We start from the raw sequence: 13,257 nt of genomic DNA, 5'->3' as shown, positions 1-13,257 counted from the left end.
AAAGAGAGGAATTTATGCGTACCCGCAATGACCGTATCCGCCACGCCATCGGCTTTGAAGTGATAGGTCTGCTCATCGCAGCCCCCCTGGCCAGCTGGATCACAGGCATCGAGCTCAGCCACATGGGGCCGCTGGCCGTCCTGTTCTCGGTACTGGCCACCGTCTGGAACTATGTCTACAACATCGGCTTCGACAAGCTGCTGCTCAAGTACCAGGGTCACCCGCACAAGACCTTGTGGCAGCGCGTGGTCCATGCGTTCGGCTTTGAAGGGGGCTTCATGGCGCTCACCCTGCCGGTCATCGCCTGGTGGCTGGATCTCGCCCTGCTGGCGGCGCTGGCGCTCAATATCGGCTTCGTGACCTTCTATCTGGTCTACGCCTTCGTCTACAACTGGAGCTACGACAAGGTGTACCCGATCCCGGGTCAGTGGCAGCAGAACGCACTGGGTTGAACGACGGCAAAAAACGGTGGGAAAAACGAGGCACCATCATGCAAGAGGCATGATGGTGCTGGGGGAGGACAAGCCCGGCGGGCCTGCCGCGGCCTTCAGGCTTGTGCCTTCAGCTCTTCGGTCTGGGCCTCTGCCTCGGCCTCCTGGGTCAGCATGGCCTCAAGGTCGCTCTGGTACTGGGTCAGCAGACGCTGGGCCGCCACCATGTCACCCTTGTGCAGGCGCTCGAACAGATGGTGTTGCACCACGCCGTTGAGATACTCCACCGTGACCGGTTGCTCCAGGGTCTCCAGCAACTCCTCTTTTTCCAGCTCGGCATTGATTTCATCGGCACTGGTACGCAGCAGACCGGCCAGTTGCACCAACATACGGCGCTCACCTTCGCGCAACAGGCTCAACATGCGGTTTCTCTGCTGCTCATTCTGTTGGGTCATACATTTCCTTACGTCGAATGGGAACAAGCCCGCTCATTCTGCCTTGTCGCTCTGACAGCGTCTATCTCATGCCCCCCACTTATTTTCATGTCGCAGCCGCAAAGTGCGCCAGATGCTATTTGACCCGTCGCTAGGTATAGTAGCCACTGGTTTGCGGGCGCCTTGCCGCCCGGTACGGACGAGAAATTTCACCATGACTGACGCCATTCTGGTGCTTTGCACCTGCCCGGATGAGGCCAGTGCCGACCTCATCTGCGAACAACTGCTCGATCGGCGACTGGCGGCCTGCATCAACCAGCTGCCCGGCCTCACCTCCGTCTATCGCTGGCAGGGCCGGATCGAGCGGGCCACGGAGATCCAGCTCATCATCAAGTCGCACGCCGCCCTGTTCGAGCCGCTGCGCCAGTGCATTCTTGCTCATCACCCCTATGAGGTGCCGGAGATCCTGGCGCTGCCGACAAGCCGGGGCCACCAGCCCTATCTCGACTGGATAAAACAGGAAACCTCATGACACCGTCTCGCCTGCTCTTTCCTCTGTTGTTGCTCTGCGCCCTGCTGGCCAGCCTGGGCTCGCTGCCGGCCCGGGCCAGCAGCACGGATCTGCTGAGTGCCCTCGGCATCGAGGCCAGTGCCCAGCCCAAATTCCTGAAGGTGGACGAGGCGTTCGTCCTCGAGAGCGAACAGCAGGGCAACCGGCTGCTGCTGCGCCTGCGCATCGCCGACGACTACTACCTCTACCGCCACCGCTTCAGCTTCCAGGGCGAGAACCTCACCTTCGAGGAGCCGGTGCTGCCCGCCGGCACCGATCATGAAGACGACTTCTTCGGCAAGACCCAGGTCTATTACCGGGAGGTGCAGATCCCCGTCACCCTGACCGAGGCGGGCCAGCAGGCCAGCCTCAAGATCAGCTATCAGGGCTGTACCGATGGCCTCTGCTATCCCCCGACCGACAAGCGGATCGCCGTCGAGCCCCTCGTCGCTGAGCCGCCACATGACCAGGTCGATGCGCCCACGCCGGCCCCGGCCAGCAGCCAGCAGGATCAGCTGGCGGCCGCCCTCGGCAGCCAGGGTTTCTGGCTCAGCGTCGCCGCCTTCTTCGCACTGGGGCTCGGCCTCGCCTTCACCCCCTGCGTCTTCCCCATGTATCCCATCCTGACCGGGATCATCGCCGGGGCCGGCCATCGCCTCTCCACCCGCCGCGCCTTCCTGCTCTCCTTCGTCTACGTGCAGGGGATGGCGGTCACCTACACCCTGCTCGGGCTGGTGGTGGCGTCGGCAGGCTTGAAATTCCAGGCCGCGCTGCAGCACCCCTATGTGCTGATCGGGCTCTCGGTGATGTTCGTGCTGCTGGCCCTCTCTATGTTCGGGCTCTACACCCTGCAACTGCCGAGCGGCCTGCAGACCCGACTCTCCGGTCTCTCCAACCGCCAGCAGGGCGGCTCCGTGCTCGGGGTCGGCATCATGGGGATGATCTCCGGCCTGGTCTGCTCCCCCTGCACCACGGCCCCCCTCTCCGGCGCCCTCATCTACGTGGCCCAGAGCGGCGATCTCTGGCTCGGCGGCGCGGCCCTCTACGCCCTGTCGCTCGGCATGGGGCTGCCGCTGCTGCTGCTCGGCACCTCGGGCGGCAAGCTGCTGCCCAAGGCGGGCGCCTGGATGGACGTGATCAAGCAGCTGTTCGGGTTTGCGCTGCTGGCGGTGCCCATCCTGCTGCTCTCCAGGCTGTGGAGCGATCAGGTCGCCACCCTGGCCTGGCTCGGCTGGGGGTTGCTGCTGTGCGCCTACCTCTACCATCACAACCAGCACCAGCAACATTCGGTGGGGCGCAGCCTGCGCGGTTTCGTGCTGCTGCTGGCGATGATCAGCGCCGTGGTGGTGGGCAAGGATCTGCTGCTGCCACCCCAGGGTGCCAGCACTGCCGCTCAGACCGAGGCGCCGGCCTTCATCCGCATCAAGACCCTGGATGATCTCAAGACCCAGCTGGCCGCCGCCCGCGGAAAGCCGGTGCTGCTCGATCTCTATGCCGACTGGTGCGTGGCCTGCAAGGAGTTTGAACACAAGACCTTCAGCGACCCAGCCGTGCGCGAGCGCTTCGGCCAGATGGTGCTGCTGCAGGCGGACGTCACCGCCAACGACGATGCCGATGTGGCGCTGCTCAACGGCCTCAACGTGCTGGGGCTGCCGACCCTGATCTTCTTCGACCGCGCCGGCAACGAGGTGAGCGGCCAGCGGGTCACCGGCTTTATGGGGCCCGCCGAGTTCCTCGGCCAGCTGGACAGGATTGGCGATGCCAACTGAGCTGCGTCAGCTGCAGGCAAGCGATGCGCCCGCCCTGCAGCGGCTGTTCGAACTGGCTCCAGCCTATCAGGCGGCGATAAGTCACGCGCCGCTCTGCGCCCAGGCGGCAGAGGAGGCTCTCACGGCCTGTCCGCCGACGCTGCCCTTCTCTGCCAAACAGGTGATCGGGTGCTGGGAGGCGGGGGAGCTCACCGCCGTGCTCGATCTGCTGCGCGGCTATCCCGAGCCCACCACCGCCTATCTGGGGCTGCTGCTGGTAGGCGAGCCCTGGCAGGGGGCCGGCCGCGGTCAGGCGCTCTATCTACACGCCTGCACGCTGGCTCGCGCCTGGGGCGCAACCCGGCTGCGCCTGTCGGTCATTGCCAGCAATGAGGTCGCCTTGTCCTTCTGGCAGCGCCGAGGGTTCACCGAGTGCTATCGCCGCGAGCTGGCCGGCTACCGGGCCGAGGCTATCGTGCTGGAGTGTGCCATCGACCCAGCCCCTTCCGGGCGCGCCCCCTCCCTCTCGCCCCTTACTGACTGATTTTTCTGGCAATCCCTTGTATATGGTCGGCAGCATGGCAAAATTTGCCCTTTCCCGTCTCGTTCGTCCGGAGTTTTGATGAAAAAGTGGTTCATCCCCCTGCTGGCCCTCTGGCTCTATGGCTGTTACGCAGGTCCAGGTGAAGAGGCAATCCGGACCCAGGTCACCGCCAAACTGCAGGCCGACACCGACGCCAATCTGTTCGAGATCAGCGACTTCGCCATCCTCGATAAAGAAGAGCGCATGGAGGGGGTCTATCTGGTCAAGGTGAGCTACCAGCTCCACTTCAAGCGGGGACTGGAGCAGTTGCAGGTACTGCAGGACGAGGATCTGGTCTATGACAGGGTCGGCCCCTTCCAGCAGGAGATGGGGCTGATGGAGCTGGAGCGCAAGTACGGCGAGTTCGAGGCGGGCCAGGTGCTGCCCCAGCAGGCCGAGGTGTGGATGATGAAGACCGAGCAGGGCTGGCGTCTGGCCGAGCCCGCTCACTGACGCGGCCCCGGCCAGGCAACCCGGGCCGACTCAGGCCTGGGTATCCACCATATAACCCTTCCGGTCGGGTGCGTCGCTCGGGATCTTGCTGGCAAAGGCCGACAACAGATCCTTCAGAGTCACCCCGCTACCGCTGTTGCCGCTGCTCTCCAGCAGGCTGGAGAATTGACTCTGCAGGGCGCTCACCTCGCTGCCAGGCTCCCCTTCCCCATCCAGCTGACCCAGCAGGCTCTGCAGGTCCAGCTTCATGGGATTTTCACTGCTGCCAGTGGCGATGGCCTTGCTCCCCTCCTGCTGAGCGTGCAGGGCATCCATCAGGCTCGCCATGAAGGAATCGAGTGAACCACCGCTGGCGGCGGTACTCTCACCGCTCTCTTCCTCGCTCTTGCCCGACAGGCCCAGCTCGGCCAGCACCGACTTGAGATCCTGCTCCATCTTGTTGCTCGCACCGGGGGGTGGCGGGAGCGGCATCTCTGGTCTCTCCTGCCGTTCGCCGCTGCGCGTTGCCAACAGTTGCGCCAGCGAGCCGACGCTTCCCGCGGCTGTTACGTTTGTTGTCATTGTCCTGATCTCCTGAGCGGGGCCGCCGCTGATCCTCAGCGGCTCGAACCCCGTTCACAGATGGCAAACCCCGCGCCAATCCGGTGTGTTCCTCTGATCAGCACAAGAAATTGGCGCACGATGGATTTTTGACAACTCCGACTATAAAGCGAGGCAACGGCAGGATAAATCCGGCTGGCCGGCAAACGGGGCGGCAACCGCTTGCCGAGCCGTGGCAAGCCCTGACTCGCTTAGAACAGATCCTTGAAGCGATACCAGAGCATGCCGAGCGCCAGCAAGGGCGAACGCAGCGCCGGGCCGCCGGGGAAGGTCATGTGCGGCACGCGGCCAAACAGATCCAGCCCCCGGCTCTCCCCCCTGATCGCCTCCGCTACCAGCTTGCCCGCCATGTGGGTAGCGTTGAGGCCGTGGCCGGAATAGGCCTGGGCATAGAAGACGTTGGGATGATCCGCCAGGCGGCCGATCTGGGGCAGCCGGTTGGCCCCTATGCCTATCATGCCGCCCCACTGGAACTCGATGGCGGTCTCCGCCAGCTCGGGAAACACCCGCAGCAGCTTGGGCAGCATGAAGGCCTTGATGTCGCGAGGATCCCGTCCCGAGTAGTTGCAGGCCCCGCCAAACAGCAGGCGGCCGTCGGCGGAGAGGCGGTAGTAGTCGAGCGCCACGTTCTGATCGCACACCGCCATGTTTTGCGGCAGCAACCGCTGGCGCAGCCGTTTATCCAGCACCTCGGTGGCGAGGATGTAGGAGCCCGCCGGCAGCACCTTGCCCCCCAGCTCGGGGCTGAGGTCGTTGAGATAGGCGTTGCAGCCGATCACCAGGTAGTCGGCGCTGACCCGGCCATGGGCCGTGGTGACCTGCAACCGATCGCCATAGTCGATGTGCACCACTCTGGAGTGCTCAAACAGCGCCACTCCCAGGCTGGCTGCCGCGCGTGCTTCACCCAGCGCCAGGTTGAGGGGGTGCAGGTGGCCGGAGCCCATGTCGATCATGCCGCCGATGTAGCGATCTGATCCCACCACTGTATGCATATCTTCGCGCGCCACCAGTTTCAGCTCGTGCCGGTAGCCGAGGCTAGCCAGGTGCGCCGCCTCCTCTGCAAACCCGGCCAGATGGCGCTGACGGGTGGCCAGATCGCAGTAGCCCCAGCGCAGGTCGCAGTCGATATTGAAGCGCTCGACTCGCTCGCGCACCAGCTCGACCGCCGCCAGCCCCATCAGGTCGAGCTCGCGCACGCCCTCTTCACCAATCCAGCGGGCGAACTGGCTGGTGTCGTGGCCGATACCGCGAATGAGCTGACCGCCGTTGCGCCCGGAGGCGCCCCAGCCGATACGGTTGGCTTCCAGCAGCACCACCTTGTAGCCCGCCTCGGCCAGATTGATGGCGGTATTGAGACCGGTGAAGCCGCCGCCTATGATGCAGACCTCGGCATTGCACTCCCCGCTGAGCTCGGGCCACTGCTGATTGTCATTGCGGGTGGCCGCGTAATAGGAGGCCACGTGTTCCTGATGTGTGTTGTGCTTTCCCTGCATGTTCAGCATCCTGCCCTGGTCCCGTTGCGTTTACTAAAATAAACGGCCTGTCATCGATAATACGCAGGCCCCCGCCGCCAATCCAGCCCGCCGGGATCACAGAAATGCAAAAGGCGTCCCAAAGGACGCCTTGTCACGAGCCGACCGCCCATCGCGATCCGCACTCATGCAAAAGGCGCCCCACAGGGCGCCTTTTCATGCAATCAAGGTGCTGTAACGAATTACAGTACGTTGATGGCGTTCAGGTCGGAGAAAGCCTGTTCCAGACGCTTGATCATGGAAGTCTGACCGGCACGCAGCCATACGCGCGGATCGTAGAACTTCTTGTTCGGCTTGTCGGCGCCTTCCGGGTTGCCCAGCTGACCTTGCAGGTAGGCTTCGTTGGTCTTGTAGAAGTCCAGGATGCCTTCCCAGGTCGCCCACTGGGTGTCGGTGTCGATGTTCATCTTCACTACGCCGTAGGAGATGGACTCGCGGATCTCTTCCAGAGTGGAACCTGAGCCACCGTGGAATACGAAGTCCAGAGACTTGGCAGGGATGCCGAACTTCTCGGACACGTACTTCTGGGAAGCGTCCAGGATGGACGGGGTCAGCTTGACGTTACCCGGCTTGTAGACACCGTGCACGTTGCCGAAGGAGGCAGCGATGGTGAAGCGCGGGCTGATCTTGGACAGACGCTCGTAGGCGTAGGCCACGTCTTCCGGCTGGGTGTACAGAGCGGACTGATCCATGTGGCTGTTGTCGACGCCGTCTTCTTCGCCGCCGGTGCAACCCAGTTCCAGTTCCAGAGTCATGTTCATCTTGGCCATGCGGGTCAGGTACTCGCAGCAGATGTCGATGTTCTCTTCCAGAGACTCTTCGGACAGATCCAGCATGTGGGAGGAGAACAGCGGCTTGCCGGTTTCAGCGAAGTGCTTCTCGCCCGCTTCCAGCAGACCGTCGATCCACGGCAGCAGCTTCTTGGCAGCGTGGTCGGTGTGCAGGATGACCGGTACACCATAAGCTTCGGCAACGGCGTGCACGTGCTTGGCACCGGAGATGGCACCGATGATGGCAGCCTGCTGACCTTCCAGCTTCAGACCCTTACCAGCGGTGAATGCAGCACCACCGTTGGAGAACTGAACGATAACCGGCGCTTTCACCTTGGCGGCAGCTTCCAGCACGGCGTTCACGGAGTCGGTACCGACGCAGTTGACTGCCGGCAGAGCGAAGCCGTTCTCTTTCGCGATGGCGAACACTTTCTGAACGTCATCACCAGTGATCACGCCCGGTTTTACGAAGTCGAAAATTTTCTTAGACATGTTTAATCGTCCTGTCTCGTATGCCGTTAATAAAAAATGGGGGGTTCATCATGAACCGGCACAGCGGCCACATGATAAACGAAACGGGAGGCTTTTGCCCCCCGTCTCGGGTCAATTAGGCTTTGGCGCGCTGTTCCAGAATCGCAACAGCCGGCAGTACCTTGCCTTCCACGAACTCCAGGAAGGCGCCGCCGCCGGTGGAGATGTAGGAGACCTTGTCGGCGATGCCGAACTTGTCGATGGCGGCCAGGGTGTCACCACCGCCAGCGATGGAGAAGGCCGGGGATTCAGCGATGGCACGAGCGATCACTTCGGTACCCTTGGCGAACTGGTCGAACTCGAACACGCCGACCGGACCGTTCCACAGGATGGTCTTGGCGTTCATGATGATGTCGGCCAGGGCCTTGGCAGAGTCAGGGCCGATGTCGAAGATCATGTCGCCGTCGGTCACGTCAGAGACGGACTTGATGGTGGCCGGGGTAGACTCGGAGAACTCGGCACCCACAACCACGTCGGTGGTCACCGGTATATTGGTTTCGGCAGCCAGTTTCTTGGCGGTGTCGATCAGGTCGTGCTCGCACAGAGATTTGCCGACGTTGTGACCGGCAGCGGCGATGAAGGTGTTGGCGATGCCACCACCAACCACCAGCTGGTCAGCGATCTTGGAGAGGGATTCCAGTACGGTCAGCTTGGTGGAGACCTTGGAGCCGCCAACGATGGCAACCATCGGGCGCTCGGGCTTCAGCATGGCTTTGCCCAGGGCTTCCAGTTCACCAGCCAGCAGCGGGCCGGCACAGGCGACCGGTGCGAACTGGGCCACACCGTAGGTGGAGCCTTCGGCGCGGTGAGCAGTACCGAACGCATCCATTACAAAGACGTCACACAGGGCGGCGTATTTTTTGGCCAGCTCTTCGGTGTTCTTCTTCTCGCCTTTGTTGAAGCGGCAGTTTTCCAGCACAACCAGCTCACCGGCGGCGACTTCTACGCCATCCAGGTAGTCTTTGGCCAGACGAACCGGGCAGGACAGTGCGTCTTTCAGATAGTTGACAACCGGAGCCAGGGAGAATTCTTCGTTGTATTCACCCTCGGTCGGACGACCCAGGTGGGAGGTGATCATCAGCTTGGCGCCCTTTTCCAGAGCCAGCTTGATGGTCGGCAGAGTCGCCACGATACGTGCATCGGAGGTGACCTTGCCGTCTTTTACCGGCACGTTCAGGTCAGCACGGATCAGAACGCGTTTGCCCGCCAGATCCAGGTCAGTCATCTTGATAACAGACATATTCAGTCCTCTATATTTTCAGGTAATGTTAAAAACAGTAACCTTGCGCCCGGTGCAGGCTCTCAGCCTGCGGCCATCATGGCCCGGGTGGTATCCAGCATGCGGTTGGCGAAGCCCCATTCGTTATCACACCACATCAACATCTTGACGAGGTTGGCATCGCTGACCCGGGTCTGGGTACCATCAATGATGCAGGAGTGAGCATCATGATTAAAGTCTACGGAGACCAGTGGCTCTTCCGTGTAATCCAGAATACCGCTTAATGTACCTCTGGATGCCCGTTGCAGGGCTTGATTTACGTCAGTAACCGTCACTTTTTTACGAACAGTAATACTGAGATCCATTGCCGTTACATTGATGGTCGGTACCCGTACCGCGATCGCCTCGAACTTGCCGGCGAAGTGGGGGAGGATCCGCTCCAACCCCTTGGCCAGCTTGGTATCCACCGGGATGATGGACTGGCTGGCAGCGCGGGTTCGACGCAAGTCGCTGTGGTAGGCATCGATGACTTGCTGATCATGCATGGCCGAATGAATTGTCGTAATAGTACCACAATTTATCTCGAATTCTCGATGCAATGTTTCGATGACGGGGACCACGCAGTTGGTGGTGCAGGAGGCGTTGGAGACGATCCGCTCGCGCCCCGTCAGCACCTGATGGTTGACCCCGTAGACGATGGTGGCGTCCACGTCCGCCTCGGCCGGATGGGAGAACAACACCTTGCCCGCCCCCGCCGCCAGATGCAGCTCGGCATCGGCCCGCGAGCCGAACACCCCGGTGCAATCCAGTACCACGTCCACCCCCAGCGCCCGCCACGGCAACCGCGACGGATCCCGCTCGGCGAACAGGGAGATGAGATCCTCCCCCACCAGCATGCTGTTGCCGGCCAGCTGCACCGGATGGTGGAAGCGACCGTGGCTGGTGTCGAAGCGGGTCAGGTGCACCATGGCTTCGGGGGCGGCCAGCTCGTTGATGGCCACTATCTTGATGTTCTTGTCGCGGCCGCTCTCGTAGAGGGCCCGCAGCACGTTGCGGCCGATCCGCCCGTACCCGTTGATGGCAATCTTGATCATGAAAATTCCGGGTCCTCAGCATGGACAAAGGGACAAGCGGATGGCTGACTCACGACAGCAGGGCATCCTGAAATTCACCGCGGGCCAGCAGTGCCGCCCCGAATACCCCGGCGCTGTCCCCCAGGGCTGGAGCAATAATGGGGGTGGCGAAGCGGGGATTAAAGAGGAAGGGCAAAATAGTCTCCCGTCCCGCGCTGTACAGGCTCTGCACGTTGCCCACCCCGCCGCCGATGACGATCACGTCCGGATCCAGGATGTTGACCACGTTGGCCAGCGCCTGGCCAAACAGCAGATGCAGCCGGTCGATGGTGAGCTTGGCCACGTGGTCGTGAGCCGTCACCGCCGCGATCTTGGCCAGCGGGAGGCGGCGCTTGGCCTTGACCTCGTACCAGGCCTCCAGCGCCGGGCCGCTGATGAAGGTCTCGACGCAGCCGCGCTTGCCGCAGTAGCACTCGGGGCCGTCGGGTGAGAGCACGTTGTGGCCCCACTCGCCGGCGATGCCGTGGTGACCGTTGAGGATGCGGCCGTTGATGACGATGCCGGAGCCAACCCCGGTGCCCATGATGATGCCGAACACCACGCGTGCAGAGGGGTGGTGCTGGCGCACCGCCCCGAGATGGGTTTCCGCCAGCGCGAAGCAGTTGGCGTCGTTGGCGATAAGCACCGGCACGCCGAGCCGGCGCTCCAGATCTTCCTTGAACGGCTTGCCGTTGAGCTCGGTGGTGTTGCAGTTCTTCATCAGGCCGGTTTGCGGATCCCGCGCCCCCGGCGTCCCCATGCCAATGAGGGTCGGCCGCTGGCCGAGCTTGTCGGCGCACTCTGCCACCAGCTTGGCGATCTGGCCGATCATGTGGTCATAACCGCCGGCACGCTCGGTGGGAATGCGATGACGCAACAGCACCTCGTCCCCGTCCAGTACCACGCACTCGCACTTGGTACCGCCAAGGTCGATACCCCAATCCAACAACCTGTTGCTCATCCTGCCTCCAGCCATGACCGCAGGGCGCCAGCTCCGGGGTGCACGCTGCCGTGCCCGCCTGAAGTCGACCGCCCTCTACCGGGTTGCAGTGTAACCCGAGCGGCGGTCAGGATGCAGCCCCCGCCGCAGGCAGCAAAACGGGGCCCGCAGGCCCCGTTGTTCATTGTGTTGTCGGCAGCCCTCAGCGGCCGTGGTACTGGGCTGACAACTCGTGGACCGCGTTGACGAACACGCCGGCATGCTCCGGGTTCACATCCTGATGGATGCCGTGACCCAGGTTGAAGACGTGGCCGTTGCCGTGACCGAAACCGGCCAGGATGGAGGCGACCTCTTCACGGATGCGAGCCGGGCTAGCGTACAGCATGGAGGGGTCCATGTTGCCCTGCAGCGCCACCTTGTCGCCGACCCGGCGCTTGGCGTCGGCGATGTCGGTGGTCCAGTCCAGACCCAGCGCATCGCAACCGGTGGCGGCGATCTGCTCCAGCCACTGACCACCGTTCTTGGTGAACAGGGTGACCGGCACGCGGCGACCGTCGTGCTCGCGGATCAGGCCATCGACGATCTTGTGCATGTACTGCAGGGAGAAGTCGCGGTAATCGCGCGGGGTGAGCACGCCGCCCCAGGTGTCAAACACCATGACCGCCTGGGCACCCGCCTTGATCTGGGCGTTCAGATAGGCAATCACGCTGTCGGCCAGCTTGTCGAGCAGCAGGTGCAGGGTCTGCGGCTCTGCGTACATCATCTGCTTGATCTTGGTGAACGCCTTGGAGCTGCCCCCCTCCACCATGTAGGTGGCCAGGGTCCAGGGGCTGCCGGAGAAGCCGATGAGCGGCACTTCGCCCTTGAGCTCGCGGCGGATGGTGCGCACCGCGTTCATCACGTAGCCGAGTTCGTCTTCCGGATCCGGCACCGGCAGCGCCTGCACGTCGGCCATGGAGGTGATCGGACGCTCGAAGCGCGGGCCTTCACCCTGTTCGAAGTAGAGACCCAGCCCCATGGCATCGGGCACGGTGAGGATGTCGGAGAAGAGGATGGCGGCATCGAGCGGATAGCGGCGCAGCGGCTGCAGGGTGACTTCACAAGCCAGCTCGGCGTTGCGGCACAGGGACATGAAATCCCCCGCCTGGGCGCGGGTGGCCTTGTATTCCGGCAGATAGCGGCCAGCCTGGCGCATCATCCATACCGGGGTCATGTCCACTTCCTGGCGCAGCAGGGCACGCAGGTAACGATCGTTCTTCAGCTCTTTCATCCCAGTTCCTGAGTTCATATCCAGCATAAAATGGCGGATATGATACCACTTTGTGCGCGGCGGGGGGCGGCTCAAACGCCTGCCGCCGCCGTTGGAGTGCAAAGATGTGAAGGGGCGCAAACAAGCGCCCCTCTTTGCATCCCTCAAGCTTGGTCGTCGAGGCAGAGCGCGATGAGTCGCCGCGCTATGGTGCCGTGGGGCGGCAGCCGTGGCAGCCCGTCGGCCTCGAAGAAATCGGCCGCCACCAGCTCTTCGTCCTGCACCCGGATCTCGCCGCTCTCATAATCGGCGGTGAAGCCCATCATCAGGCTGTGGGGAAACGGCCAGGGCTGGCTCGCCACGTAACGCACGTTGGTCACCCGGATGCCGCTCTCCTCGAACACCTCCCGCGCCACGCACTGCTCGAGGTTCTCCCCCGCCTCCACAAAACCCGCCAGCACGGTATACATGGGATCCTCGGCCTGATAGTGACGGCGGTGGGCCGCCAGCAAGATGGCGGGCCCCTTGCGCACCGCCACGATAATGCAGGGGGAGATGCGCGGATAGACCAGGTGGCCATGGCGGCACCCTTGCGCCCACTCCCCCGCCTTCTGGCTCATGGGAGCACCGCACTCGCCGCAGAAGCGGTGGGTACGGCGAAAGGTGGCGAGCTGCCAGGAGCGGCCGGCCAGACGAAAGCCCTCTTCATCCCCGGCCACCATCAGCTGGCGCAGCGGGGTCAGGGGCGCGGGGTCTGCCGCGTCCCCCAGATCCAGCAGCAGGCAGGGCAGCCCGTCCCACTCGTCAAAGCGCTCAAAGGCGGCATGCTGCAAGTGGCTGGGCAGACAGGCGCGGGGGCCTTGTGGAATGCGCCCCTGGTCATCCAGCAGGACGAGGTGATCGCCCCCCAGCACGAACCAGCGGGCCTGTTCGGTTAATGGCATAGATGCAGCACTCTTTATGTTGTGACGTCGGTCGGAATGCGCGCCCGGGGCTGGGCGGCGGTGACGGATGAAAGCGACAACCGGCCACCATATTAAGGCGCGGCAAGTCGGGTGGCGACCCCAAGATGGCTGCTTTTCAATACCCATGAGAATGCCCATGA

The 13,257-nt window shown here is 63.0% G+C and carries 14 protein-coding genes; 5 read left to right on the top strand and 9 right to left on the bottom strand.

What is annotated here, in order from left to right; translation table 11 throughout:
• Positions 1-14 precede the first annotated feature (14 nt).
• Positions 15-452, top strand: coding sequence for a PACE efflux transporter (locus ACB031_RS20160; RefSeq protein WP_005309357.1), 438 nt, complete (start codon positions 15-17; stop codon positions 450-452).
• Positions 453-547: 95 nt separating this feature from the next.
• On the opposite strand, the gene ACB031_RS20155 is transcribed toward ACB031_RS20160, so the two are convergent.
• The gene (locus ACB031_RS20155; protein ID WP_019839856.1) at positions 548-886 is read right to left on the bottom strand and encodes a hypothetical protein; all 339 of its coding nucleotides are present in this window, start codon (positions 884-886) and stop codon (positions 548-550) included.
• Between the two features lie 193 nt (positions 887-1,079).
• Between ACB031_RS20155 and cutA the strand changes: the two genes are divergently transcribed.
• From cutA to ACB031_RS20135, 4 genes are all read left to right on the top strand, one after another.
• Entirely contained in the window at positions 1,080-1,397 is a 318-nt protein-coding gene (cutA, locus tag ACB031_RS20150) for a divalent-cation tolerance protein CutA (protein WP_371140131.1), read from the top strand.
• Positions 1,394-3,184 (top strand): protein-disulfide reductase DsbD, encoded by a 1,791-nt coding sequence (locus ACB031_RS20145; protein WP_371140130.1) that lies wholly within the window; start codon positions 1,394-1,396, stop codon positions 3,182-3,184. Before cutA ends, ACB031_RS20145 begins: the two co-directional genes overlap by 4 nt.
• Positions 3,174-3,707 carry a GNAT family N-acetyltransferase gene (locus ACB031_RS20140; protein ID WP_371140129.1) on the top strand — a complete coding sequence of 178 codons (534 nt, stop codon included), beginning with the start codon at positions 3,174-3,176 and terminating at the stop codon, positions 3,705-3,707. The genes ACB031_RS20145 and ACB031_RS20140 overlap by 11 nt, the downstream gene beginning before the upstream one ends.
• Positions 3,708-3,785: 78 nt before the next feature.
• Complete coding sequence (locus tag ACB031_RS20135) at positions 3,786-4,199, top strand: hypothetical protein (protein WP_005309347.1); 414 nt, start codon at positions 3,786-3,788, stop codon at positions 4,197-4,199.
• Positions 4,200-4,229: 30 nt separating this feature from the next.
• Here the strand turns inward: ACB031_RS20135 and ACB031_RS20130 are convergent, their stop codons facing one another.
• The 8 genes from ACB031_RS20130 to nudC all read right to left on the bottom strand — a co-directional run bounded on the left by ACB031_RS20130 (position 4,230) and on the right by nudC (position 13,096).
• Complete coding sequence (locus tag ACB031_RS20130; RefSeq protein ID WP_371140128.1) at positions 4,230-4,670, bottom strand: hypothetical protein; 441 nt, start codon at positions 4,668-4,670, stop codon at positions 4,230-4,232.
• A 320-nt stretch (positions 4,671-4,990) separates the two neighbouring features.
• A complete protein-coding gene (locus tag ACB031_RS20125; protein WP_371140127.1) occupies positions 4,991-6,292 on the bottom strand; it encodes an NAD(P)/FAD-dependent oxidoreductase in 1,302 nt (433 codons plus the stop codon).
• Between the two features lie 221 nt (positions 6,293-6,513).
• A complete protein-coding gene (gene fbaA / locus ACB031_RS20120) occupies positions 6,514-7,593 on the bottom strand; it encodes a class II fructose-bisphosphate aldolase (protein ID WP_005309342.1) in 1,080 nt (359 codons plus the stop codon).
• 115 nt (positions 7,594-7,708) lie between these two features.
• Positions 7,709-8,872 (bottom strand): phosphoglycerate kinase, encoded by a 1,164-nt coding sequence (locus ACB031_RS20115; RefSeq protein WP_017764769.1) that lies wholly within the window; start codon positions 8,870-8,872, stop codon positions 7,709-7,711.
• A gap of 62 nt (positions 8,873-8,934) precedes the next feature.
• Positions 8,935-9,945 carry an erythrose-4-phosphate dehydrogenase gene (gene epd, locus ACB031_RS20110; RefSeq protein WP_010635047.1) on the bottom strand — a complete coding sequence of 337 codons (1,011 nt, stop codon included), beginning with the start codon at positions 9,943-9,945 and terminating at the stop codon, positions 8,935-8,937.
• Positions 9,946-9,994: 49 nt separating this feature from the next.
• Positions 9,995-10,924: an ROK family protein gene (locus ACB031_RS20105; RefSeq protein ID WP_371140126.1), complete on the bottom strand. Its 930-nt coding sequence runs from the start codon at positions 10,922-10,924 to the stop codon at positions 9,995-9,997.
• 181 nt (positions 10,925-11,105) lie between these two features.
• Positions 11,106-12,173, bottom strand: a complete 1,068-nt coding sequence (hemE, locus tag ACB031_RS20100) for a uroporphyrinogen decarboxylase (RefSeq protein WP_010635049.1) — start codon at positions 12,171-12,173, stop codon at positions 11,106-11,108.
• 143 nt (positions 12,174-12,316) lie between these two features.
• Complete coding sequence (gene nudC / locus ACB031_RS20095) at positions 12,317-13,096, bottom strand: NAD(+) diphosphatase (protein ID WP_371140125.1); 780 nt, start codon at positions 13,094-13,096, stop codon at positions 12,317-12,319.
• Between the last annotated feature and the right edge of the window lie 161 nt (positions 13,097-13,257).

The organism is Aeromonas sp. S8(2024), from assembly GCF_041403085.1.
Taxonomy (GTDB): Bacteria; Pseudomonadota; Gammaproteobacteria; order Enterobacterales; family Aeromonadaceae; genus Aeromonas; species Aeromonas dhakensis.
This window is presented reverse-complemented; position numbering and strand designations above follow the sequence as displayed.